The sequence below is a fragment of the Halopseudomonas pachastrellae genome, assembly GCF_900114765.1.
Taxonomy (GTDB): domain Bacteria; phylum Pseudomonadota; class Gammaproteobacteria; order Pseudomonadales; family Pseudomonadaceae; genus Halopseudomonas; species Halopseudomonas pachastrellae.
This window is the reverse complement of the sequence record NZ_FOUD01000003.1, coordinates 45,576-68,266: the sequence shown is the minus strand read 5'-3', so window position 1 is coordinate 68,266 and position 22,691 is coordinate 45,576. Positions and strand designations below refer to the sequence as shown.

The 22,691-nt window shown below is 55.4% G+C and carries 18 protein-coding genes; 11 read left to right on the top strand and 7 right to left on the bottom strand.

Features of this window, described 5'->3' with window-relative positions:
* Positions 1–65: 65 nt before the first annotated feature.
* The 3 genes from BM116_RS03070 to BM116_RS03065 all read right to left on the bottom strand — a co-directional run bounded on the left by BM116_RS03070 (position 66) and on the right by BM116_RS03065 (position 1,729).
* Positions 66–1,049: a tetratricopeptide repeat protein gene (locus tag BM116_RS03070; protein WP_083728286.1), complete on the bottom strand. Its 984-nt coding sequence runs from the start codon at positions 1,047–1,049 to the stop codon at positions 66–68.
* A 49-nt stretch (positions 1,050–1,098) separates the two neighbouring features.
* Complete coding sequence (locus BM116_RS18785) at positions 1,099–1,242, bottom strand: hypothetical protein (RefSeq protein ID WP_169847292.1); 144 nt, start codon at positions 1,240–1,242, stop codon at positions 1,099–1,101.
* Positions 1,243–1,327: 85 nt separating this feature from the next.
* On the bottom strand, positions 1,328–1,729 hold the full coding sequence (locus tag BM116_RS03065; RefSeq protein ID WP_083728285.1) for a DUF6957 family protein: 402 nt from the start codon (positions 1,727–1,729) through the stop codon (positions 1,328–1,330).
* 259 nt (positions 1,730–1,988) lie between these two features.
* Here BM116_RS03065 and BM116_RS03060 point away from each other — a divergent pair, with 259 nt between their 5' ends.
* The 7 genes from BM116_RS03060 to BM116_RS03030 are packed head-to-tail and all read left to right on the top strand — an operon-like array spanning position 1,989 to position 13,130.
* Positions 1,989–2,243: a DUF4258 domain-containing protein gene (locus tag BM116_RS03060; protein ID WP_083728284.1), complete on the top strand. Its 255-nt coding sequence runs from the start codon at positions 1,989–1,991 to the stop codon at positions 2,241–2,243.
* Between the two features lie 32 nt (positions 2,244–2,275).
* Positions 2,276–4,039, top strand: coding sequence for a type I restriction-modification system subunit M/S (locus tag BM116_RS03055; RefSeq protein ID WP_083728283.1), 1,764 nt, complete (start codon positions 2,276–2,278; stop codon positions 4,037–4,039).
* Between the two features lie 56 nt (positions 4,040–4,095).
* On the top strand, positions 4,096–6,495 hold the full coding sequence (locus BM116_RS03050) for a type I restriction-modification system subunit M (RefSeq protein ID WP_083728282.1): 2,400 nt from the start codon (positions 4,096–4,098) through the stop codon (positions 6,493–6,495).
* Positions 6,492–7,739 carry a restriction endonuclease subunit S gene (locus tag BM116_RS03045; RefSeq protein WP_090474975.1) on the top strand — a complete coding sequence of 416 codons (1,248 nt, stop codon included), beginning with the start codon at positions 6,492–6,494 and terminating at the stop codon, positions 7,737–7,739. Before BM116_RS03050 ends, BM116_RS03045 begins: the two co-directional genes overlap by 4 nt.
* A 40-nt stretch (positions 7,740–7,779) precedes the next feature.
* Positions 7,780–9,279, top strand: coding sequence for an AAA family ATPase (locus BM116_RS03040; RefSeq protein ID WP_083728502.1), 1,500 nt, complete (start codon positions 7,780–7,782; stop codon positions 9,277–9,279).
* Positions 9,280–9,307: 28 nt separating this feature from the next.
* Entirely contained in the window at positions 9,308–12,415 is a 3,108-nt protein-coding gene (locus BM116_RS03035) for a type I restriction endonuclease subunit R (protein WP_083728501.1), read from the top strand.
* Positions 12,375–13,130, top strand: coding sequence for a M48 family metallopeptidase (locus tag BM116_RS03030; RefSeq protein WP_235846678.1), 756 nt, complete (start codon positions 12,375–12,377; stop codon positions 13,128–13,130). Before BM116_RS03035 ends, BM116_RS03030 begins: the two co-directional genes overlap by 41 nt.
* A gap of 125 nt (positions 13,131–13,255) precedes the next feature.
* Here BM116_RS03030 and gyrB read toward each other — a convergent pair whose 3' ends face one another.
* From gyrB to dnaA, 4 genes are read right to left on the bottom strand one after another with little or no spacing between them, the layout of a single operon-like run.
* The gene (gyrB, locus tag BM116_RS03025; protein WP_083728499.1) at positions 13,256–15,670 is read right to left on the bottom strand and encodes a DNA topoisomerase (ATP-hydrolyzing) subunit B; all 2,415 of its coding nucleotides are present in this window, start codon (positions 15,668–15,670) and stop codon (positions 13,256–13,258) included.
* Positions 15,671–15,688: 18 nt separating this feature from the next.
* A complete protein-coding gene (recF, locus tag BM116_RS03020; protein ID WP_083728498.1) occupies positions 15,689–16,783 on the bottom strand; it encodes a DNA replication/repair protein RecF in 1,095 nt (364 codons plus the stop codon).
* Between the two features lie 6 nt (positions 16,784–16,789).
* Entirely contained in the window at positions 16,790–17,893 is a 1,104-nt protein-coding gene (dnaN, locus tag BM116_RS03015; RefSeq protein WP_083728497.1) for a DNA polymerase III subunit beta, read from the bottom strand.
* 47 nt (positions 17,894–17,940) lie between these two features.
* Entirely contained in the window at positions 17,941–19,425 is a 1,485-nt protein-coding gene (gene dnaA, locus BM116_RS03010) for a chromosomal replication initiator protein DnaA (RefSeq protein WP_083728496.1), read from the bottom strand.
* Positions 19,426–20,213: 788 nt separating this feature from the next.
* Here dnaA and rpmH point away from each other — a divergent pair.
* The 4 genes from rpmH to yidC are packed head-to-tail and all read left to right on the top strand — an operon-like array spanning position 20,214 to position 22,690.
* On the top strand, positions 20,214–20,348 hold the full coding sequence (rpmH, locus tag BM116_RS03005; RefSeq protein WP_083728495.1) for a 50S ribosomal protein L34: 135 nt from the start codon (positions 20,214–20,216) through the stop codon (positions 20,346–20,348).
* Positions 20,349–20,359: 11 nt separating this feature from the next.
* Entirely contained in the window at positions 20,360–20,758 is a 399-nt protein-coding gene (rnpA, locus tag BM116_RS03000; protein ID WP_083728494.1) for a ribonuclease P protein component, read from the top strand.
* Positions 20,751–21,002, top strand: coding sequence for a membrane protein insertion efficiency factor YidD (gene yidD / locus BM116_RS02995; protein ID WP_083728493.1), 252 nt, complete (start codon positions 20,751–20,753; stop codon positions 21,000–21,002). The genes rnpA and yidD overlap by 8 nt, the downstream gene beginning before the upstream one ends.
* On the top strand, positions 20,999–22,690 hold the full coding sequence (gene yidC / locus BM116_RS02990) for a membrane protein insertase YidC (RefSeq protein WP_083728492.1): 1,692 nt from the start codon (positions 20,999–21,001) through the stop codon (positions 22,688–22,690). The genes yidD and yidC overlap by 4 nt, the downstream gene beginning before the upstream one ends.
* Position 22,691: the final 1 nt, after the last annotated feature.

The window sequence follows — 22,691 nt, the reverse complement described above, 5'->3', positions numbered from 1 at the left end:
CAATCACTGGAATGGGTGGATCAGAACCTCCAGCGCGAGCGGATCAGATCCACTGGAATAAAGTGTCAGAACCGCAAGCGCCCACACATCCAGTCAGGCACTGTGGATAAACAGCGCGTATTCGGCGCGGTCAGTGCAAACAGCCAGTCAATACAAGAAGCCCGAACCTCCTCGTACTGATCGCGATACCGATATCGCTTGGTGCCACTATCTTGTGTCATCGGCCAGTTTTTTAGTGCATGAAAGACAACATGACGGTGCCGTTCTAGCGCTGCCCCCATACGATCTTCAGCCGCATCACGCATTTCATCGGCCCAATACTCATGACCTGATAGCGGTTCTGCTTGCTCTTTCTCAAACTCGTATAGCGCCCTCTCTCTCTGCGCAGAGCGCTTCTGCGTGAGACTATGTAGAGCTTGTAAAAGCCAAGCCTCAGCGTGCGCAGGTTCTATCTCAACGGCTTGCTGAACTAGCTCAACGGCCTGCTCATGCACACCCAAACGGTAGAGCGCCCATGCCTTTTCGTTTAGCTGATCGGCATTCAGCAACGAATTGCGGCCACGCTCCTCCACCTGCTCTAGCAAGCGGACAGCCCTCAAGGCGTAGGGGCTTCCGGTATCAAGCGAACGACCTCGAACGTCTATGCTTAGACGATCCTCCAAAGCAAACTCTTCGAAGCCAGTGGCGCTTGTAAGGACTTCTTCCAGCGAGTCAATGCGGTCTACCCAATAGGCATAGGCTTGCATCTTTTTCTCTAATCTCGCCTTGGCCGCCTGAATTTTTTCACTGATCTCAGCTGGCTTGGCCTCTCCATTCGCAAGCTTGCAGACAAACTCCTGGCTGTTAAAAACGGTGTCTAGCGCAAGCATGTTCTTGATCAGGTTGTCACAGTGCATGGAGCGCTTAGAAACGTTGGATCCAGGCTCGAGAACATGGCGTTTAAGGGGAAGCGTGCCGGCCAGCTTAGTAAGCAAGCTCCTGTCATCGTCATGCCCGAACAGACGCTGCAGCGTCCCAATCACGCCATCAGGCAGAGCTTTTCTGGCCATTCAAATCTCCTTAGTGGCCGGGGTGCGTAGCCCCAGCCACACTAGCGTATCAACGTCCTTGTTTTCCGCCTTGACGGCTGCTGCGATAGGCGGGGTTATTCGGGTTGAGTTGGTTACTCCGGTTGTCCCGCGCTGCTTGGTGCGCAGGGTTGTTCGGGTTGGATTGGTTTGCGTGATGGTTGCGATTGCTCATGGTATAGCTCCTTCATTGGTTGGAGATACCAGCATAAAAATGCACTGGGTGCAGAAAAGCACTTTCGTGAAAGCACCTCCCTGTATCAAAACAGCCCCCTCAACACCTCAGGCTTGGCTCGCTTGCGCTTACCGGTTCCAAGCAACACATACACAGTGTTACGCGTCTGAAAGATAAACCCCTCCGAAAATGACACAAGCAGAGTCGTGCGAACATAGCTTCCTGGTGCTGGAAAACGCTCAGCATAGTCATGTACGACATTGTGTGCATAAAGCAGAACCGGCTGTTGTTGATCATTCTGCACCTCCTGAATCAACCTGTCTGGTAGCTCCAGGTCGATCCATATCCAATCCCGCACTAAGCAAAAAGGTCGCGAGGGATATCGCTCCTGCACAAACTCAATCGCGTCTTCGACGCTCATTTCCGTTCCCTGCATTGCTTCTCCAGGGCCGTACAGCAGCTCTCCCAACTTGTTCAGTTCATCCATCGTCATGCTCCATTAGCTAGAGTTTTTGCCTAATCCGAGATTAGGCTAGGAAATTGTTATAGATGGCGTTCCTGGAGTAGTCAAATTCTGAGTAGCTGTTAACGGAGCTGCGCATGCACCCGGCCTGCAAGCGCCTCAAGCAGTCGACCCAACCAAAAACAGAGCTCATGCGTATTTTAAGCATTAATTACTTACTTGACGCATGAAAAGCTTTCGCCTAATGTAGCCCCATGTTCATCACTCCATGGAGCAGAACGCCATGCACACCACACATCACTGCAAGGCACGCCAATCCCAGCGCGGGATCTCACTCGATATGGTCGAATACGTTCTGGCACATGGCTCTCAGGAGAAGGACAAAGTCGTGTTCGGCAAGAAGGAAGCGAAACAGCGCATAGCGGCTCTGGATAACGAGCGCCGTTTGCTGATGAAAATTAGCGATAAAGGTGGAGTGGTAGTAGTCGCCGACGGTGATGCTCTGATCACAACCTACAACTGCTCCCAGCGTCACTGAACGAATACGCCCTCGGACAACACGGAAAAACCATGAACGATAAAGTCCTCTGGCAACTGCTCGACACCATTCGAGGAACTGGCGCAGCCCCCTCCAATGCTCTGTCCCTAGTCCTACAACTGCTGTGTTGGTGGAAGCTCTCCAAAGAGCTGGTTCTACCAGAACATCTGCATTTCGAGGCGCTGTGCGAGCAGAGCACCTCAGCACAGCTGGAGGCTCTCCGGAGCGCACAGCAATACACTCGCCACCCATTCTTAGATGAAGGTGCATGGCAAGGGCTTCACGGGGCCAGCGACCTTTCTGCTTTAATCCAGAAAATCCGCTTGCTAGGCACTCAAGGCTTAATCGACACGCTGCTGCTAGACGACGCAGCGCATTGGAGTATCGAGTCGCGCGGTGAGTCCGTCAGCTACTCACCTAGCCTTTGTGAGCTGATGGTGTCTCTTGCCCATGTCGACCAAACCCAAAAAATCTACATACCATGGGAAACCTCTGGCCAATTGGCTGCCCGCGTTGCTCGCACCGGAGCAAACCTCTGGGTTGAGTCGCAAGTGCCACATACCTGCGCTCAGATGCTCAACCTGGTGGGGGGGACGAACTGGGAGCTGCATGTAACCGACCCGGTGAAGTCTCCAAGAGCTATCAAACAAGGCAAACTGGTTCAGTTCGATACGGCCATGTGCTTCCCGCCGATGGGCGTGAAGTACCCAAACGAAATCTGCAATGACGATCTTTGGGAGCGTTTCACCGAAAAGACCCAGGTCGGCAACGTGCTGCAAATCCGTCACCTGCTCGCCCAAACACAAGGCCTAGTTGTTATGACAGTTCAAGGCTCTGTGCTATTCGGAAAGGGGGTCGAGCGGCAGCTGCGCGAAGATCTGGTCAGTCTTGGCCATGTCCGCGCAGTGATCGCGCTACCAGGTGGGCTGTGCAGCGGTACATCAATCCCTGTAAGTATCCTGGTCTTGGACGGCAAGAGTCGCAGCCAGTCGATCCGTTTTGTAAATGCCAACCATGAAGCGTTCAAGGAGACATCTGGCAAACGGCGTGTGGATCTGAAGGACATCGATGCACTGCTTCAACTAGTAGCGAGCGAAGATGCCTCCCCATTTGCCAGGAATGTGGCGGCTAAAGAGATTGAAGCAAGCGACTACAGCCTTGAGGCGAGTCGCTACGTCCAGGATGAGTCTGCACAGAAGCTTAGCAACGCCCTGAAGCGCTACCCACTGCGCAAGCTGGGGGACTTCTTTGAAATCCTTCGTCCCAGGCAACACAACACTGCCTCAGAGGGTGCAGAGGTCAACGAGGTACTGGCCCAAGACATTCCATCGTTCGGCTATATCCGCAGTGCCAGCAAAGAAGCGTTGTTCGACCTGCAATCGCCCAAGGCAGACAGTTACTTCATCAAGCCTGACGACATTCTAATGACTTTCAAAGGTGTCGTAGGCAAGGCAGGCATAGCTAGCGACGTCCCGCCGCCTGGCCAGAACCGCTGGATCGCAGGGCAATCATTAGTGGTCTTGCGCAGCAGATTCCCCGATCAATACCCTCCCAAAGCGCTGCTGATATTCCTGCGATCCGCCGTTGGACAGGGCCTGCTGAGTCAAGCAGCAGTGGGGGCAAGCATCCCCTCCATTCAGCTTTCGACCCTTAAGAACATTGATATTCCAGTGCCTCCTTTGCAGACCATGCACGCCATGGTTCAGGCATTCGATAACGAGGCCCGCATCGAAGCGGAAATTGAGAGCTTGCGCTTTCAACAAGCAGAGCTCACCAAAGCATTCTGGCCGCTTTAAAAGCCGAATCAAACCTCACTAAACTAGCGGCATACGTAAAGGACACTAAGAAACACATGGCCATAAAAAAATCCGAACTCTATTCCTCCCTCTGGAAATCCTGCGACGAGCTGCGTGGCGGGATGGATGCCTCGCAGTACAAGGACTACGTTCTGGTGCTGCTGTTCGTGAAGTACGTTTCGGATAAGTACGCCGGCAACCCCCATTCCCTGATCGAAGTACCCCCCGGCGGCAGCTTTGCTGACATGGTGGCGCTCAAGGGCGACAAGGAGATCGGCGACAAGATCAACCAGATCATCTCCCGTCTAGCCGAGGCGAACAACCTCACCGGCGTCATCGACGTAGCCGACTTCAACGACCAGGAGAAACTCGGTAAGGGCAAGGAGATGGTAGACCGTCTGTCCAACCTGGTCAGCATCTTCAACACCCCGGCACTCAACTTCAAAGGCAACCGTGCCCAGGGCGACGACATCCTTGGCGATGCCTACGAATACCTGATGCGCCACTTCGCCACTGAGTCCGGTAAGAGCAAGGGGCAGTTCTACACCCCCGCAGAAGTGTCGCGGATCATTGCCCAGGTCATCGGCCTGGCAGGCGCTACCGACAGCAAGCAGAGCATCTATGACCCGACCTGCGGTTCAGGATCGCTGCTGCTCAAGGCCCACGACGAAGCAAAGAGCGCCACAGGGCTGGATCTGGCCATCTACGGGCAGGAAATGGACAACGCGACCAGCGCCCTAGCCAAGATGAACATGATCCTGCACGACTGCCCTACGGCGGAGATCTGGAAGGACAACACCCTGTCCGCACCCCATTTCAAAGACCGGCTGGGCTACCTCAAGCTGTTCGACTTTATCGTCGCCAACCCTCCGTTCTCCACCAAGGCTTGGAGCAATGGCTTCAACCCGGCGGAGGATGAGTACAACCGTTTCAGCTACGGAATTCCGCCCGAGAAGAACGGCGACTATGCCTTCCTCTTGCACATGCTCACCTCGCTGAAGAGCACCGGCAAGGCGGCGGTGATTCTGCCCCACGGTGTACTTTTCCGGGGCGGTGCCGAGGCCGCAATCCGCAAGCGCATCCTCCAGCAGGGTTACATCCAGGGCATCATCGGCCTGCCAGCCAACCTGTTCTACGGCACCGGAATTCCTGCCTGCATCATCGTGCTGGACAAGGAAGGCAGTGCCGGGCGCAAGGGCCTGTTCCTGATCGATGCCAGCAAGGGCTTTATCAAGGACGGCAACAAAAACCGCCTGCGTGAACAAGACATCCACAAGATCGTCGATACCTTCACCCAGCAGCTTGAAGTGGAGAAATTCGCACGACTGGTGCCCATGGCCGAGATCGAGGCCAACGACTTCAACCTGAATATCCCGCGCTATATCGACACCAGCGAAGCTGAGGATCTTCAGGACATTGAAGCCCACCTGCATGGCGGCATTCCCGAGCGAGATATCGACGCCCTTCAGGCCTACTGGGGGGTAATGCCGAACCTGCGCGGCGCGCTGTTCGAGCCACTGCGCCCTGGATACCTCAGCCTGAGGGTCTCCATTAGCGAGATCAAGCCAACCATCTTCGGCCATCCCGAGTTCGACGCCTTCCGCCATACTGTGGCGGGTTTGTTCGAGGCCTGGCGTGACGAACACCGCCCGAACCTAACCGGCATCGCCATTGGCGACCAGCCCAAGGCGCTGCTCAAGCAACTGGCTGAAGACTTGCTGCACCGCTTCGAGGCCGCGCCGCTGCTGAATGCCTACGACGTCTACCAGCACCTTCAGGACTATTGGTATGCCACCTTGCAGGATGATGTCTACCAACTGGTGATCGATGGATGGAAGCCGCTAATTGCCAGCGGCTCTAGCCAGGGCGACCCCAATACCGATCTGCTGCCGCCCGAATTGATTGTGCGCCGCTACTACGCCGCCGAAGCCGCCGCCATCACCGAGCTGGAAGCCAAACGTGATGCCATCAGCCGCGAGCTGGAAGAGCTGGACGAGGAGCAGGGCGGTGAAGATGGCCCACTGGCTGAAGGCAAGACCGACAAGGGCAAGCTCACTGCTGCCAGCGTCAAGGCGCGCCTCAAGGCCATCAAGCACGAGCGTGACGCCGACGAAGAACGCCAGGCACTGGAGCAATGCTTGGAACTGATCCAGCGCGAGGCCGAAGCCAGCAAAAAGGTCAAAGCCGCGCAGAAGATGCTGGATGCCAAAGTGCTGGCCCACTACGCCCAGCTCAGTGAGGCCGAATTGAAAAATCTGGTAGTGGACAACAAATGGCTGGCCACCCTGCAAGCCGATGTGCAAACCGAACTGGATCGGGTTTCCCAGGCCCTCACTGGTCGTATCCGCCAACTAGCCGAGCGCTATGCCACGCCACTACCGGCGCTAAATGCCGAGGTGGAGGCGCTGGCGGTCAAGGTGAATGCGCATCTGATGAAGATGGGGTTTGCGGTATGAGCATGGAAATAAAACCGGGTTACAAGATGACCGAGGTCGGGGTGATTCCGGATGAGTGGGATCTAGTCACTGCGGGACAGATTGGTCGATTTCGTGGGGGGAATGGATTTCCACTGAAATTCCAAGGGGAGGTAACGGGCACCTACCCATTCTTCAAAGTTTCCGATATGAACAACGAGGGCAACGAGACCAGGATGTTCGTCGCCAATAACTACATCAGTGACATCACCAGAAAGACGCTTGGAGCTACCATTTTTGCAGAAAACAGCATCGTTTTCGCGAAAGTCGGTGCGGCAATATTTTTGGAGCGCAAGCGGATTCTTGCTCAGCCGAGCTGTCTGGATAACAACATGACGGCGTTTGAGCTGGACGATAAAAAAGCAGATTATCGTTACGTGCATCATCGACTGATACATACTCGCCTCAGCGATCTTGTCAGTACCACAGCTCTTCCATCTCTCAGTGGAAACGTACTTTCCCAGATAAAGTTTCCCTTACCAATGCTGGAGGAACAACGCGCCATCGCCAGCGCCCTCTCGGACGTCGATGTGCTACTCACTGAGATTGATCGGCTCATCGCAAAAAAACGCGACATCCAGCAAGCCGCCATGCAACAACTCCTCACCGGCCAACGCCGCCTGCCGGGGTTTAGTGGGGGGTGGGGGGTGGCGCGGCTGGGGGATTTAGTTTCGCGCATGGCAAATGGTTGTGTTTATACGCCTGACGAAAAAAACGGCGTACCCATTACCAGAATTGAAACTATCTCAGATGGCACTATTAACTGGAATCGTATTGGCCATGCCAAACCAAGCCCAGAAATCGAGTCGTATAAAATTCAGCACGGCGACATTTTATATAGCCATATTAATAGCATTGATCATATTGGAAAAGTCGCACGCTACTCCGACTGCAAACCGCTTTATCACGGAATGAACCTTATTCTGCTTAGACCCAATTCAAATATTGATAGTGATTTCCTGTTCTTTCTGCTCAGCTCCGAAACTATAAGACGCATTGCTAGAACTTTAGCAAAACAAGCTGTGAGCCAAGCCAGTATCAACACAAAAGAATTGAGAGCCTTGGAGTTAACAATCCCTGATGTGGGTGAGCAAATCGCCGTCGCCTCTACCCTCTCCGATATGGACGCCGAACTCGCTGCCCTCGAATCCCGCCGCGATAAGGCTCGCCAGCTTAAGCAGGGCATGATGCAGGAGCTATTGTCAGGTCGTATAAGACTTGCTTAGCGAGCCTCATTGATCGGTAAAGTTATAAAAGAGAATTCACGTGGCCATATCGCAACAAGTAATACATAAACTGGTTGTACAAAATCTTAAGAACCTCAATGATCTCGAAATATCATTTGATGGCGCGCCTGTCACTGCGATTCTTGGGCCGAACGGTAATGGGAAATCAACTATTTTGCATGCGCTAGCATGTGCATTTGAGCCGAACGGACAAGGTGAAGATTATAAGTTCAGCTCTTTTTTTCTGCCCAATACAGACGCACTATGGAATGGAAGTAAACTCGAAATAGTCCACAGTTATCGCGACGACGCGACTATGCATGACCGTGCGGTAAGAGCTTACAAGAAAACCAATGTACGCTGGACTCCTAGATATGCAAATCGTCCAAAACGCGACGTATTCTATATTGGAATAGATAAGTGCGTACCAATGATTGAGTCCGAGAAAAAGAACGCAAAAATAAATTACTCAACCAAAGCGGTTACCGAGGAAGTAATTGAGACAATACTGAGTAAAGCGTCGACGATTCTCAATCGTGAATATTCAAAATACAACATACACACGGCTTCTGGGAAAACCTTTATTGGCGTTGAAGTAGATGCATTAAGATATTCAGCTATAAGCATGAGTGCTGGCGAGCAAAAAATATTTTACATACTTGAACGTTTATATAGAGCGCCGAAGAACTCGCTACTTCTTATTGATGAGCTAGATCTCCTTTTGCATGACTCAGCCATGAAAAAACTTATCAGTGTCATAAATGAGCGTGCAAAAGATAAAAATCTACAGGTAATATTTACAACACACAGGGAAAGTGTACTGGAGCTTGAAGGGGTAATTAATATACGGCACATAGTGCGAGTCGCTGAAAAATCATTATGCTTCAATGAAACGAAACCTGATGCAATAAATCGGCTTACCGGCTCTCAGCCAAAGCCTATCGAGGTGTTCGTTGAGGATGATTTGGCATCTGCGATAGTTAAGAAAATTGCGTCTAGCTATAGAGGGGCGAGACATGTCTCAATACAGAGATACGGCGCTGCTATAAACTGCTTTACTGTTGTTGGAGGGCTGCTGACCTGTGGAAATAATTGTGAAAACTCTGCTTTCCTATTGGATGGCGACGTTTATCGCGAAACTCAAGAAAAAGAAGACAGGTTAAGAAAAGTTATTGCTGGGGATGACCCCGTCGCAGAAGGCAACAGAACAAAAGCTCTATCTAAGATTTTTCAATTCAGGCTTCCAAATGCAGTTAGCCCGGAGAGGTTCATTCATCAATTAATTATCAAAATTCCACATGGCGAGCATGAAGACTTTAACGAAATAATTGATGCAGCTAAAGATATTTTTGCAGTAGACAATGATCATGGTTTTTTGAACGATATTATCTTTCGGATTGGCCTAGAGAGAAATACCGGTCTTTCAAAAATAGTAGATCTCGCATCAAAGTCAGCCGCATGGGATGACTACATATCCGATATTCGGGAGTGGATGGAAGAAAAAATTCTAGCTACTCAAGAACACGAAGCTGCTAAATAACGCCACGAGTTTTCAAGGAACGATGTTAATGACTACAGTCGGCCAGATCGAAAAAAAGACCCAGCAACGCGTGGCCAAGCTGTTTCAGCAGGCACTGGGCTATGAGTACCTGGGCGATTGGGCTGAGCGCCTTAACAACGCCAATATCGAAGCGGAACTGCTGCGTGGCTGGCTGATTGACCAAGGCGTAGAGACTAATCTGGCAAGCCGGGCCATCTTCGAGCTGAACAAGGCCGCCAATGACGCCAGCAAGGGCCTGTATGACCGCAACAAGGCGGTGTACGAGCTGCTGCGCTACGGGGTGAAGATCAAGCCCGAGGTCGGTGAAAACACCCAGACTGTGTGGCTGATCGACTGGAAGCATCTTGAGCGCAACCACTTCGCGATTGCCGAGGAAGTCACCATCAAGGGCGCTGATGCCAAGGCCCATACCAAGCGCCCGGATATCGTGCTCTATGTAAATGGCATTGCGCTGGGCGTGTTGGAGCTCAAGCGCTCCAAGGTGGCGGTGAACGAAGGCATCCGGCAGAACTTGGATAACCAGAAGGCCGAGTTTATCCAGCCATTCTTCTCCACCATGCAGTATGTGATGGCCGGCAACGATTCCCAGGGCCTGCGCTACGGCACTATCCAGACCGGCGAGAAGTACTACCTCACCTGGAAAGAGGAAAACGCGGACAGCGCAGCTGCCGACAATCTGCTGGATCGGCATCTGCTTCAGCTGTGCAACAAGGCACGCTTTCTGGAGCTGATTCACGACTACATCGTGTTCGATAGCGGGGTGAAAAAGCTCTGCCGGCACAATCAATACTTCGGCATCCGCGAGGCGCAGCGCTATCTGCGTCGGCGCGAGGGCGGAATCATCTGGCACACTCAGGGTTCGGGAAAATCCCTGACCATGGTCTGGCTGACCAAGTGGATTCGGGAAAACATCCAGGACTCGCGTGTGCTGATCATCACCGACCGTACCGAGTTGGATGAGCAGATCGAGAAGGTGTTTACCGGCGTCAATGAGCAGATCGTGCGCACCACCAGCGGTGCCGACTTGATCGACAAGCTCAACCAACCATCGCCCTGGTTGCTGTGCTCGCTGATCCACAAATTCGGGGCCCGCGAGGATGCCGATGTCGAAGACTTTGTTGAGGAGCTGCGCAAGAGCCTGCCGCCGGACTTCCGCGCCAAGGGCGATCTCTATGTGTTCGTCGACGAGTGCCACCGCACCCAGTCCGGCGAGCTTCACAAGGCGATGAAGGCCATCCTGCCCAATGCCGTGTTTATCGGTTTCACCGGCACGCCGCTGCTCAAGGCCGACAAGCAGAAGAGCATCGAGGTGTTTGGCCGCTACATCCACACCTACAAATTCAATGAAGCCGTTGCAGATGGTGTGGTACTCGACCTGCGCTACGAAGCCCGCGACATCGATCAGAACATCACCTCGCAGCAGAAGATCGATCAGTGGTTCGAGGCCAAGACCAAGGGGCTGAACGACCTGGCCAAGGCCCAACTCAAACAGCGCTGGGGCACGATGCAGAAAGTGCTGTCGAGCCAGTCGCGACTGGAGAAGATCGTCGCTGACATTCTGATGGACATGGCTACCAAGCACCGCCTGGCTGATGGCCGGGGTAATGCGATGCTGGTCACCAGCAGTATCTTCGAAGCCTGTAAGTGCTATGAGCTGTTCTGCAAGGCCGGAATGGGCGACAAGTGCGCCATCGTCACCAGCTACAAGCCTTCGCCAGCGGATATCAAGGGCGAGGCCACCGGAGAGGGGTTGACCGAGAAGCTGCGCCAGTACGAAATCTACAACCAGATGCTGGGCGACAAAGACCCGGAAACCTTCGAGAAGGAAGTGAAGCAGCGCTTCATCAAGGAGCCGGGGCAGATGCGTCTGCTCATCGTGGTGGACAAGCTGCTGACCGGATTCGATGCACCTTCAGCCACCTACCTTTACATCGACAAGCAGATGCGCGACCACGGTCTGTTCCAGGCCATCTGCCGGGTCAACCGCCTGGACGGTGAGGACAAGCAGTATGGCTACATCATCGACTACAAGGACTTGTTCAAGCAGCTGGAGGGTGCCATCGGCGACTACACCAGCGGCGCACTGGACGGCTACGACAAAGCCGATGTGGCAGGCCTGCTGGAAGACCGGCTGAGCAAAGCCCAGGAAGACCTGGAGGAGGCCCGCGAGGCGATCAAGGCTCTGTGCGAGCCGGTTGAGAAACCCAAGGACACGCCTGCCTATATCCGCTTCTTCTGCGGCACCGACTCAGGTAACGCCGAAGTGCTCAAGACCAACGAGCCGAAGCGACTGAACCTGTACAAGATGACCTCCGCGCTGATTCGCTGCTTCGGCAACCTGGCCAACGAGCTGGAAGAGGCAGGCTATAACGCCAGGGAAATCACCGAGATCAAGGATGAGGTCGATCACTTCACCAAAGTGCGCGACGAGGTGAAGCTGGCCAGTGGCGATTACATCGACTTGAAGGCCTACGAGCCGGACATGCGCTTCTTGATCGACACCTACATCCGTGCCGATGAGAGCGAGAAAATCTCTGCCTTCGACGATATGTCGCTGATCCAGCTGATCGTGGAGCGCGGTGTCGGAGCTGTAGACGCGCTGCCCAAGGGCATCCGTGAAAGTCAGGAAGCTGTGGCCGAGACCATCGAGAACAACGTGCGTAAGCTGATCATCGATGAGTCGCCGATCAACCCAAAATACTACGAGACCATGTCTTCGCTGCTGGATGCGTTGATCGTCAAGCGCAAGGAAGATGCCATCAGCTACCAGGAATATCTGGATGAGGTGGTGAAGCTGGCTCAGCAGGCCAAGAACCCCACCAGCTCGACCAACTATCCCGGTTCAATCAATACCCCGGCCCGCAAGGCACTGTATGACAACCTCGGACAGCATACGGGCCTAGCACTGGCCGTGGATGCAGCCGTACTGGACAGCCGACAGGATGACTGGCGCGGCAATGCAATGAAGATTAAACGCGTGCGCCTAGCAATCAAGGGGGCTCTGGATCAATGCGGCAGCGGCATAGCTGATACCAGGGGTGAATATTTGGCAGGACAGGAGAACGAACGGCTAGATGCCTTGCTGGAACTGGTCAAGCATCAACATGAGTACTGAGTCCCGAAAGATCACGGTCAGCGGCTTGGCCGTGGAAGTCGTGCGCAAGCCGATCAAGAACTTGCACCTAGGTGTTTATCCGCCACAGGGACGTGTGCGTGTGGCAGCTCCGTTGGCGGTAGATGACGAAGCAGTGCGCCAGGCAGTCGTAGGTAAGCTTGGCTGGATCAAACGCCAGCAGGCGAAGTTTCAGGCCCAGCCCCGGCAATCCGAGCGACGCATGGTTAGTGGCGAGAGCCATTACTTCCTGGGCCAGCGGTATCGCCTACGTGTGCATGAGACCAGTGGTACAGCACTGCATATAGCGCTGCGCGGTAAGGCATGCATGGATCTTTTCGTACGCCCGGAGACCACCGTCGAGCGGCGCGAGCAGGTGATTCAGGACTTCTATCGTGCAGAGTTGAAGCGCTTGGTGCCGGAGCTGCTGGAAAAATGGCAACCGAAGCTAGGGGTTGAAGTGCGCGCCTGGGGCATCAAGCGCATGAAGACCAAGTGGGGCACCTGCAACATCGAAGCCCAGCGCATTTGGCTCAACCTGGAACTGGCCAAGAAGCCCGTGCAATGCCTCGAGTACATCCTGGTGCATGAGCTGGCCCATTTGCATGAACGGCATCACAACGACCGTTTCATCAGTCTTCTGAATCAACACCTTCCTCAATGGAGTCAGCTCAGAGAGCTGCTGAATAACTCATATCTTGCCGAAGAGCGCTGGTGAGAGCTCCCCCCCTTATAGCAAAGCCCCGGTTGAGCTAGCTCACCGGGGCTTTTCCGTCACTTAACTCTGGCCGAGACGTTTAACTTTGACCGAAGTGGCAGGTAACTTTGCCCACCTACAGCAGATCAAACGTCCAGGTTAGATACCGCCAGGGCATTGCTTTCAATAAAGTCGCGGCGCGGCTCAACCTGATCGCCCATCAGGGTGTTGAAGATCTGGTCGGCGGCGATAGCGTCTTCAATGTTCACGCGCAGCATGCGGCGGCTTTCCGGGTCCATGGTGGTCTCCCACAGCTGGTCCGGGTTCATCTCGCCCAGCCCTTTGTAGCGCTGAATGTAATGACGACGCGCAGTCTCGTTCATCATCCACTCCAGCGCTTCCTTAAAGGTGCTGATCGGCTTTTTCTTCTCGCCACGTTGCATATAGGCGCCCGGCTCCAGCAGGCTTTGCAGGGTTTCGCCCAGTTCGGCCATGGAACGGTAGTCGTTGCTCGCAAACAGGTCGCGGTTGAAGGTGATGTAGCTCGACATACCGTGGGTGATGGACTCCACTTCCGGCAGCCACAGGTGGCGTTCGGTGTCTTCACGCAGGCTGACATTGTACTGCTGCCCGGAGCGCTCGGTCGCGGCAACACGGGTAGCCAGGCCCTTGATCCACTCATCCATAAAGGCCTTGTCGCCAAGGTTCTCGACGGTCAGACGGGGCAGGTAGACAAAGTGCTCCATCAGCTCCTGCGGGTACAGACGGGCCAGACGCTTGAGCGTGCGCATCACAGCACGGAACTGCTGCACAATGCGCTCCAGCGCTTCACCGGTGATACCCGGAGCATCTTCGTTGACGTACAGGTAGGAGTCTTCCAGCGCAGACTGGGTGAGGTATTCCTCCAGCGCCTCGTCGTCTTTCAGATACTGCTCCTGCTTGCCTTTCTTGATCTTGTAGAGCGGCGGTTGCGCGATATACACGTAACCGTTTTCAATCAGCTCCGGCATCTGACGGAAGAAGAAAGTCAGCAGCAGGGTACGAATGTGCGAGCCGTCGACGTCAGCATCGGTCATGATGATGATGTTGTGGTAACGCAGCTTTTCGATATTGAATTCTTCGCGGCCGATACCGCAGCCCAGTGCGGTGATCAGTGTGCCCACCTCGGCGGAGGAGAGCATCTTGTCGAAGCGCGCTTTCTCTACGTTGAGGATCTTACCCTTGAGCGGCAGGATCGCCTGGGTACGACGGTTACGGCCCTGTTTGGCAGAGCCGCCGGCGGAGTCACCCTCCACAATGTAGAGTTCGGAGAGCGCCGGGTCTTTCTCCTGGCAGTCGGCCAGTTTGCCGGGCAGACCGGCGATATCCAGCGCCCCTTTGCGGCGGGTCATTTCGCGCGCCTTGCGAGCCGCTTCACGGGCACGGGCTGCGTCGATCATCTTGCCGACAACAGCCTTGGCCTCACCCGGTTTTTCAAGCAGGTAGTCACCAAAGTACTTGTTCATTTCCTGCTCGACCGCGGTTTTTACCTCGGACGAAACCAGCTTGTCCTTGGTCTGCGAGGAGAATTTGGGGTCTGGCACTTTAACCGAAATAATCGCGGTCAGACCTTCACGGGCATCGTCACCGGAGGTGTTGACCTTAAGCTTTTTCAGCAGACCTTCCTGCTCGATGTAGCTGTTCAGACTGCGGGTGAGGGCACTGCGGAAACCGGCAAGGTGGGTGCCGCCATCGCGCTGGGGAATGTTGTTGGTGAAGCAGAGGATGCTTTCGTTGAAGCTGTCGTTCCACTGCATCGCCACTTCTACACCAATGCCATCTTCACGCTGCAGGTTGAAGTGGAACACCGAGTTGATGCTGGTCTTGTTCTGGTTCAGGTATTCAACAAAGGCGCGCAGACCACCTTCGTAGCGGAACAGCTCGTGCTTGCCGGTACGCTCGTCACGCAGGTTGATGCCCACACCGGAGTTGAGGAACGACAGTTCACGCAGGCGCTTGGCCAGGATGTCCCAACTGAAGGTGATGCTGCTGAAGGTCTCGGCAGAAGGCTTGAAGTGAATCTGGGTACCGGTGCTATCGGTGTCGCCGACCTCGGCCAACGGGGCCTGAGGTACGCCGTGAACGTAGGTCTGTTCCCACACTTTGCCGTGGCGGCGGATGGTTAGAATCAGTTTCTCGGATAGTGCGTTCACTACCGAAACACCTACCCCGTGCAGACCACCAGACACCTTGTAGCTGTTATCGTCGAACTTGCCGCCGGCATGCAGCACGGTCATGATCACCTCGGCCGCCGAGACCCCTTCTTCGTGCGCGTCGACCGGGATACCCCGTCCGTTGTCACGCACGCTGATGGACTCATCGGTGTGGATGGTGATGTCGATATCGCTGCAGTAGCCGGCGAGGGCTTCGTCGATAGAGTTGTCGACGACTTCAAAGACCATGTGGTGGAGGCCAGTACCGTCATCGGTGTCACCGATGTACATACCGGGACGCTTACGCACCGCATCAAGGCCCTTCAGAACCTTAATACTCGATGAATCATAGGCTTTGTTATCAGTCATCTTGAGTCACTCCAGACTTCATTCGGTCTGCACAATGTGCCCATGTTCCACGTGGAACATGGATAAAGGTGTATCCGGCTGCCAGCAGTTGCTCAGCGAGTCGGCATCTACGCAGGTAATAAATACCTGACACTCCAGCGATTCGAGCAGGCCACACAGCGCCTGCCGGTGCGCCTGATCCAGTTCTGAGGGCAGGTCGTCCACCAGGAAGACACAGTCCTGCTGGCGATCAAGCTGACGCAGCAGTCGGCCCTGGGCTATTTTCAGAGCACATACCACCAGCTTCTGCTGCCCCCTTGAGAGCACCTCAGCTGCATTCAGCCCCCGCAGCCGCAAGCGCAAATCACCCCGTTGAGGGCCGGCCTGGGTATGCCCGAGAGCACAGTCGCGCTCGAACTGGCTATCCAGTACCTCTGCCAAACCCCGCTCTCTGTCCCAGCCTCGGAAGTAACTGAGGGTGAGGCCATCCAGTTCAACCAGCTCGCCCAGCGTCTGTTCGAAGATGGGCTTGAGCTGCTGGAGATAGGCCTGCCGGAAGCCGTCTATCTGCTCACCAGCGGCGACTATCTCGGCCTCCCATGGGGCCAGAAGCGAACGTTCGATTCTACCACGTCGCAGCAACGAATTCCGTTGTTTGAGACTCTTTTGCAACCGCTGCCAAGCTGACAGGAAACGATGTTCCACGTGGAACACACCCCAATCGAGATACTGCCGACGCTGTTTTGGCGCACCTTCGAGCAAACGGAAACTGTCAGGGTTAATCAGTTGCAGTGGCAGTAATTCGGCAAGCTGCGCTGTGCTGCGTGCGCTTTGTCCGTTAATGCGTATCTCGTAATCGGCCTGTCGATTGCGCGAAATACCCAGTTTTGAAGCGACACCGTGATGGGATTGCAGCTCGGCAAAAACGGTACAGCTGTCTTGCTCGTACTGAATAACGGGTTGCAAACGAGTGCTACGAAAGGAGCGCGCGAGGCCGAGAATATGAATGGCTTCCAGCAGACTGGTTTTGCCACTGCCGTTGGCGCCGGAAACGAGATTGATGCGAGGGGAGGGAAGCAGGGTCACCGGGTGCAGATTACGCACCGCGGTGACCGCAAGACGAGTGAGGGGCATGCGCGATCAGAGGCGCATGGGCATGACGACGTAGAGGCTTTCGTCGGACTCGGCTTCCTGAACGAGCGCGCTGCTGTTGGCGTCAGACAGTACCAGCTTGGCCTGCTCATGACCCAGCACGTTCATTACGTCGAGCAAATAGCTGACGTTGAACCCGATCTCCAGACCGGCGCCGTTGTAATCGACCATCACTTCTTCTTCTGCCTCTTCCTGCTCCGGGTTGTTAGCCTGAATCTTCAGCTGACCGGACTCGAGGGTAAGGCGAATACCGCGATACTTTTCGTTCGACAAAATGGCGGTGCGGCTGAATGCATCACGCAGGGTTTGACGATCGGCAACAACAATCTTGTCGCCGCCGCGCGGCAGAACACGCTCGTAATCCGGAAACTTGCCGTCGACCAACTTGGAGGTAAAGGTAAAGTCGCCAGTGGTGGCGCGAATGTGATGGCTACCCAGCACGACGTTAACAGTGTCATCAGCTTCACCCAGCAAACGGGCCAGCTCAAGAATACCCTTGCGCGGCACGATGAGCTGATAACGTTCTTGATAGTCGATGTTGGCATCAACGGTACACATCGCCATACGGTGACCATCTGTGGCCACTGCTCGCAGCTGGCCCTTGTTGATCTCCAGCAGCAGGCCGTTGAGGTAATAGCGCACGTCTTGCTGAGCCATGGCAAAGCTGGTGCGATCAATCAGGCGACGCAGCTTGTTCTGGGTGATGGCGAAACTCATCGCGCCCGGGCCGTCTTCAACGTTCGGGAAATCGGCGGCCGGCAGGGTAGCCAGCGTAAAGCGACTGCGGCCGGCCTTGATCAGCGCCTTGCCTTCTTCCACCTTGAGGGTGATGGCGGTGTCATCCGGCAACGATTTGCAGATGTCCATCAGCTTGCGCGCAGGCACGGTGATCTCGCCGGCTTCGCTACCTTCTTCCAGGGGAATGCGACCAACCAGTTCGACTTCCAGATCGGTACCGGTGAGCGACAGGGTATTGCCGTCGACAACAAGCAGTACGTTGGACAGAACCGGAAGGGTCTGGCGGCGTTCCACAACACCCGCAACCAGTTGCAGGGGCTTCAACAGAGCTTCGCGCTGAATGGTGAATTGCATTGTCTTCCTTCGACCTCGTGCTGGTTGGCAGTGGTGTGGGCTGACGATCAGGTCGTCAGCGTCCTCAACAAATTCTTGTAGTCCTCGCGGATATCCGCATCGGTTTCGCGCAGTTCAGCAATCTTGCGCGTGGCATGCAATACCGTGGTGTGATCGCGTCCACCAAAGGCATCGCCGATTTCCGGCAGGCTGTGATTGGTGAGCTCCTTGGACAGCGCCATGGCAACCTGACGCGGCCTGGCGACCGAACGCGAACGACGCTTCGACAGCACGTCCGCGACCTTGATCTTGTAGTACTCGGCAACGGTACGCTGGATATTATCGATACTGACCAATTTATCCTGCAAGGCCAGCAGGTCTTTCAGCGACTCGCGAATCAGCTCGATGGTGATATCGCGCCCCATGAAGTGGGCGCTGGCGATAACACGTTTGAGCGCACCTTCGAGCTCACGCACGTTGGAGCGAATGCGTTGGGCAATAAAGAAGGCCGCGTCGTGGGGTAGATCCACCCGCGACTGCTCGGCCTTCTTCATCAAAATAGCGACGCGGGTTTCCAGCTCCGGCGGCTCGACGGCAACCGTCAGCCCCCAGCCAAAACGCGATTTGAGACGTTCTTCCAGGCCGTCGATTTCCTTCGGGTAACGGTCGCTGGTGAGGATGACCTGCTGGCCGCCTTCTAGCAGCGCGTTAAAGGTATGGAAGAACTCCTCCTGCGAACGCTCCTTTTTGGCAAAAAACTGAATGTCGTCAATCAGCAGCGCGTCCACCGAGCGGTAATAACGCTTGAAATCATTGATGGCGTTCATCTGCAACGCCTTGACCATGTCGGCAACAAAGCGCTCGGAGTGCAGGTAAACAATCTTGGCCGCCGGGTTCTTCTTCAGCAGGTGATTGCCCACAGCGTGCATAAGGTGGGTTTTACCCAGACCTACGCCGCCGTAAAGAAACAGCGGGTTGTAACCGTGCTTGGGGTTATCGGCCACCTGCCAGGCAGCAGCGCGCGCCAACTGGTTGGACTTACCCTCGACAAAATTCTCGAAGGTGAAGCTACGGTTGAGCAGGCTGGTGTGCTTGATCAGGGTAGGCGGTGGCTGACTGGTGTCGGGCTGGCTATTACCGGCGAACTCGGCGGTGGCGTCTGCACCCGCATGATCGGCGGCCGGTTGTGAGCTGACAACGACCGGGGTTACTGCCGGCGTCACAGGCGCGGCGGCAGGCGTCGGGTCAATCGGTCGCGGCGTTGGTGCAGGTGCCGCTGGAGCGGCCGGTGCGGCGGCAGGCGCAGCACGGCGGCTACCAATCAGCAGCGACACCATAGGCGCCTGCCCCTGGGACAGGTCATCCAGCAGTTCCTGAATGCGGTTCAGATATTTGTCATTGACCCAGTCAAGCACAAAGCGATTGGGCGCATAGAGACGTATCTCGGCCTGATCGCCATCGACCTGCAGCGGGCGAATCCAGGTATTGAACTGTTGCGATGGAAGCTCATCACGCAAAAAATCGATGCATTGCTGCCAAAGTGCAACAGACACTGAATCCCCCGGGGACCACTGAAACCAGCGGCTTTTATTGAAGACAAATGCACATCGCGGCGGGGCGACGAACTACGGATAACAGAGCAGCCTATTCTATCCCTTCACCCCCGACTTATCCACACACCAACCCCCTCCCTGCGACAAAAAAGCCTGGTGTCACAGGCCCGACTGAATCCAAAAATTGGACGGCAATATCCTAGAAATGCCTTGTAAATCGGGCTCTGTAGAACCTGTTAACAAGTGCGCCCCAGCGTTGTTGGTAACCGGGGCCCGAATCGGTGGATAAAACGGCCTGTGGATATCCATGCCTTTTATCCACAAGCCACACACAAGACCCCAAGGGTGCCGTCCCCGCGTTATCCGCAGGGTTATCATCGCATCAACGCATTGATCTTATTCAGGTTTATCCGCTTATCCACAGAAGAACGCTGCACTATATACAGTCACTGTATTTATCTTTTAATCAAACTGATTTCATATTGTTTACTAACAGGGATAACGTGCTTGGCCGAACAGGCCTCAAAGCCGGAAAAGAGCCAACGCGAAAACACCCGCTGCCAGCCATAAGCAGATCAACCGACAAAGGCTGAAACCTGCACGTTTAGGCATGACAAGCTCGTCCCAGCTGCATGCTGATCTGCGTGCAGAGAGGCTGGTGAAATTAATCGCCGAATAGCCCATTTTTTACCCTGCGGAGAAATTGACCTGCCCTGGCTTTTTCTCTAGAATTGCCGGTCCCTCGAAGGGGCACTTTGCTCTGATGTGACTTACTCAGGTATCTGAAGATGAAAAGAACGTTCCAACCCAGCGTACTGAAGCGCAAGCGCACCCACGGTTTCCGTGCTCGTATGGCTACCAAGAACGGCCGTGCTGTTCTGGCTCGCCGACGTGCCAAAGGCCGCGCACGCCTGTCCGCCTAAGCACCGGTTTACTGGTGGATCTCGGATTCACACCTGAACACAGGCTATTGACGCCTGCTCAGTTCAAGCGCGTATTCGATGGAGCCACCTGCAAAGCCTCAAGACCCAGTCTGTTGCTGTTGGCCAGAGAGAACTCTCTGGGCCACGCACGGCTGGGTCTGGTCATTGCCAAGAAAAATGTTCGGCGTGCGGTAGACCGTAACAAGGTCAAGCGCATCGCCCGTGAGTCGTTCAGACAGCATCGCGCTGAGCTGGGAGATCTGGACATTGTCGTACTGGCCCGCAAGGGTCTGGGCGACCTGGACAATGCTGCTCTGCATGCCCTGTACCAGGGCATGTGGCGCAGGCTTATAAAATCGGCTGCAAAAAACCGCTCACGTGACCCCGGACCCCCGTCATCCCATGCGTAGCATCGCGCTCGGACTGATCAAGGTTTACCGCTACGCCATCAGTCCCATGATGGCCAGTCACTGCCGTTTCTATCCCTCCTGTTCCTGCTACGCCCAGGAAGCCATCGAAGAGCATGGTTTTCTCAAGGGCAGCCTGCTCAGCGCACGCCGCCTTGGACGTTGTCACCCCTGGAACCCCGGTGGGTATGATCCGGTACCGCCAGCTTCTGCCAACCGACCGACCCGAATGGCCAACAAACCATGAACCTCCAACGTAATATCCTCATCGGTGCTCTACTGGTGATCACCTACCTGATGGTGGTGCAGTGGAATAAGGATTTTGTTCAGCAGGATCTTGCTCCGGCAGCGCAGACCCAGGTCGCGCCGCTCGACAGCAGTGATCTGCCGGGCAGCGATGACAACGCCGCCGCTCATGACGGTGATGTACCGGCTGCCATCAATGGCGAGGGCGAAGCCCTGGCACCGGCCCAGGTAACCACCCCGGATGCCAAGGGTGGACTGGTCAAGGTTGAAACCGACACCCTGCAGGTAACTATCAACCCGGTGGGCGGTGACATTGTTTCGCTGGCGCTGCCGCAGTATCCGACCCGCAAGGATCGTCCGGATCTGCCGTTCCAGCTGCTGGAGCAATCGGGCAACCGCACCTACATCGCGCAGAGCGGCCTGACCGGCCAGCAAGGCCCGGACAAGTCCAGTGGCCGCGCGCGTTACAGCGTTGAGCAGAACAGCTACCAGCTGGCCGACGGCCAGGAGCAACTGGTTGTTGACCTGACTACCAGCAGCGAAGGCGTCAACGTCACCAAGCGCTTCACCTTTACCCGTGGCAGCTACCTGGTCGGCGTCAGCTACCTGATCGACAACCAGAGCAGCCAGCCCTGGAGCGGCAGCCTGTTTGGTCAGATCAAGCGCGACGGCAGCGGTGATCCGTCCAGCTCCACTGCCACTGGCATGGCGACCTTCCTGGGTACCGCCTACTGGAGCGACGATGCCTCTTACACCAAGCTGAAGATGTCGGAGCTGGACGACACTCGCCTGGCTGAGAACGTCTCCGGTGGCTGGATCGCCTGGCTGCAGCACTACTTTGTCAGCGCCTGGATTCCGAGCCCGGAGGTCACTCATCACTACCGCACGCTGAAAGACCGCAGTGGCAACTACATTGTCGGCTTCACCAGCCCGGCCGTTACCGTGCCGGCTGGCGAGCAGCAGCAGATCAGCGCCGATTTCTACGCCGGCCCCAAGATTCAGGATGACCTCAAGGCCATCTCTCAGGGTCTGGAGCTGACCGTTGACTACGGCTTCCTGTGGTGGATTGCCCAGCCGCTGTTCTGGGTACTGAGCCTGATTCACGGCTTTGTCGGCAACTGGGGCTGGAGCATCATTCTGCTGACCTGCCTGATCAAGCTGATCTTCTTCCCGCTGTCAGCCACCAGCTACCGCTCCATGGCCAATATGCGCCGTGTTGCGCCCAAGCTGCAGGCACTGCGTGAGCAGTACGGCGATGACCGTCAGAAAATGTCCCAGGGCATGATGGAGCTGTACAAGAAAGAGAAGATCAACCCGCTGGGTGGCTGTCTGCCGATTCTGGTGCAGATGCCGGTCTTCATTGCCTTGTACTGGGTACTGATGGAAAGCGTCGAAATTCGCCAGGCCGAATGGCTCGGCTGGATCACCGACCTGTCGCTGAAGGATCCGTACTTCATCCTGCCGATCATCATGGGCGCGACCATGTTCCTGCAGCAGCAGCTGAACCCGACGCCGCCGGACCCGATGCAGGCCAAGGTAATGAAGATGCTGCCGATCATCTTTACCTTCTTCTTCCTGTGGTTCCCGGCCGGTCTGGTGCTGTACTGGGTAGTCAACAACTGCCTGTCCATTGCACAACAGTGGTACATTACCCGGCAGATCGAGAAGGGCGCTGCGAGCAAGGACTAAG